We start from the raw sequence: 2,474 nt of genomic DNA on the forward strand, positions 1-2,474 counted from the left end.
GGCTTATATAAGTTACAAATGGCAATGAAACAACCAGATAAGACAAAGACTGGTGTTCACGGATCTAAATATGCTGATTTGAACGATGTAGCGAATGCTATTCGTAAGGCGAATAGAGAGAGCAATGCAGGTATTGCATTTGTTCAGAGCGTTAATTCAGAACTCGGCCCTGACGGCAAAGAACACATGCAGGTAATGACTATCATTACTCATACATCAGGCGAATACATGATGATTGAAGGCCTTCCAGTAAGTGGAAGCAATAACAGTCAAGAAGCGATGAAGGCGGCCACTTATGCTAAGCGTGGTTCATTGATGGCAGCCTTTGGAGTTACGCCAAAAGATGAAGATGATGATGGCGAAGAAATGACTGAATTACAGAAGCATTTGAATAGCGAATTGGAGCAAAAAAGAGCTGTTCAAGCTAAATGTATTGAGCTGTTGAAAACAGTGGCTAAGAGCAAATTAGACATGATTTGGGCAACGTTGGGAATGACGAATGAAGGCGCTAATCAAGTTAAAAAATTGAGCTTTGCAAAAGCTAACGCTCTATACGGTGCAATTAGATATGCAATGAACGAAGATTTGGAGGAAGTCACTAATGATTAATCGAGTGGTATTAATTGGACGAATGACTAAAGATGTAGAACTTCGGTACACGCAATCTGGTACGGCGGTTGGTTCGTTCACGTTAGCTGTCAATCGGCCATTTAAGAACAGCGATGGCGAACGTGAGGCAGATTTTATCAACGCTGTTATCTGGCGTAAACCAGCCGAAAACTTCGCTAACTTTACAGGTAAGGGAGCGCAGGTTGCAATCGAAGGACGGTTGCAAACACGTAACTATGAAAACAATCAAGGACAGCGAGTGTATGTGACTGAAGTAGTAGTTGATAATTTCTCATTGCTTGAATCAAAGGCAGAAGCAGATAAGCGACGCGCAGAAAATGGAACGGAACAACCAGCACAACAGCCAAGCAATAACAAGTTTGCCCAACCAGGAAACAGCGAAATTGATATTAGTGATGACGATCTTCCGTTCTAATTGGTATAGGTATATTAAATGGCAAATAAAAAATACTTTTGGATTAAATTGAGACCTGATTTCTTCAACGATCCTTATATCAAGTTATTAAGAAGAATGGCTGGTGGAGATACTTACACCATCATTTACTTAGAAATGTTAGTAAAGAGTGCCTCGACAAACGGCATGATTTACTTTCAAGGCGCTGGAAATGATATTTCCGAAGAATTATCACTAATGCTTGATGAAAATGTTGAAGATGTTCGAGCACTGCTTGCTTACTTAGAAGCAAAAAAGTTGATTACTCACCCTGAAATCAAACAAGATTTATTCTTGGTTGCAAGCGCTGATATGACTGGTTCTGAAGTGGATTCGGCCAAAAGAGTTCGTGAATTTAGACAACGACAAAAACAAAAAGCGTTACAAAGTAACACCGAAGTAACGAATGGTAACGATAAGTTAGAGATAGAGAAAGAGATAGAGATAGAGACAGATATAGATACCCCCCTTACCCCCCAAAGGGGAGATGATGTGGTATCTGCAAATTCTGCCAAGGAAATGCTGGATATTTTCAATCAGGCTCTTAATCGTAAATTGAAAAACTCAGGCGTGTTTGGCCAACTAGTAATGAAAAATGTATCAGTCACAGAATTTCAGGACGTGATGAATTACATCGTTGATAACTGGACGAAAGACATTATCTCCAACTTCTCAAGTTCAACGCTAGTTAATAAATTTGACAAGTATTCAGACAAGGCCAGTGAGTTTGGTTATCGAGATGGAAAACGTCCAAACAAGAAATCTAAAGGAAACCAAGACTTAACAAAGGCCTATGGTGATTGGGACTTTTAGGAGGTTACATGGAAAGTTTAGCTAATGCTGTGAAAGGGATTGAATCAAGCTTTGAGTCTGTTCCTGCATACAAGCGGGCTAAGCAGAAGCTGAGCGGACTAAATGATGAAGAGATGAAGACTTACATCAAGATGCGTGAAGCAAAGGCTGACCAGGAAGCATATCAAAAGCTAAAGGCATCAGAACACAAGAAGTTTGAAAGCTGGAGCATTTGGGGTGGTGGTGGCCGACAGAAGTTTGACTTCAACAACTGGGATCCAAACCAGCAAGAGAATGTGGCCAAGGCCGAAGAGTTGAAGTTAAAGGCCAGGAAGTTGACCAAGCGTGTGATTGACGGCTCAGGCCTTAATATCTTGCTGGCGGGCAATGCTGGAACAGGTAAGACAGCACTAACGCTGGCAATGGTTCAAGCATTGAAAGAACATTCAGACAAGACAGTTATGTTTGTCAGCACAGTGGCGCTATCAGACAAAGTGCACAACTTCAACGACTATCAGCAACAGGAGCGCTTGCGTTACGCCAAGGAGTTGATGAAAAAGGTCGATGTACTGGTACTAGATGATTTCGGCAGTGAAGCTGGCGGAATGGGTAACAGTGG

General features: G+C 41.6%; 4 protein-coding genes. All 4 read left to right on the plus strand.

Going from position 1 to position 2,474, the window contains the following annotated elements:
• Nucleotides 1-609, plus strand: a 609-nt coding sequence (locus FEFB_RS07955; protein ID WP_047975715.1) for an ERF family protein, incomplete at its 5' end; no start/stop codon positions are given.
• Entirely contained in the window at nt 602-1,045 is a 444-nt protein-coding gene (gene ssb / locus FEFB_RS07960; protein ID WP_047975716.1) for a single-stranded DNA-binding protein, read from the plus strand. The genes FEFB_RS07955 and ssb, both read left to right, overlap by 8 nt.
• Nucleotides 1,046-1,063: 18 nt before the next feature.
• The gene (locus FEFB_RS07965) at nt 1,064-1,876 is read left to right on the plus strand and encodes a phage replisome organizer N-terminal domain-containing protein (protein WP_053069005.1); all 813 of its coding nucleotides are present in this window, start codon (nt 1,064-1,066) and stop codon (nt 1,874-1,876) included.
• A gap of 8 nt (nt 1,877-1,884) precedes the next feature.
• Nucleotides 1,885-2,474, plus strand: a 590-nt coding sequence (locus FEFB_RS07970) for an ATP-binding protein (protein ID WP_152666259.1), incomplete at its 3' end; no start/stop codon positions are given.

This window comes from Fructobacillus sp. EFB-N1, assembly GCF_001038455.1.
In the GTDB taxonomy this organism is placed as follows: Bacteria; Bacillota; Bacilli; order Lactobacillales; family Lactobacillaceae; genus Fructobacillus; species Fructobacillus cardui.

Bases quoted from the DNA above. Each gene is read 5' to 3' on its own strand.
- ssb (WP_047975716.1), top strand. From the start codon at position 602: ATGATTAATCGAGTGGTATTAATTGGACGAATGACTAAAGATGTAGAA.
- FEFB_RS07965 (WP_053069005.1), top strand. From the start codon at position 1,064: ATGGCAAATAAAAAATACTTTTGGATTAAATTGAGACCTGATTTCTTC.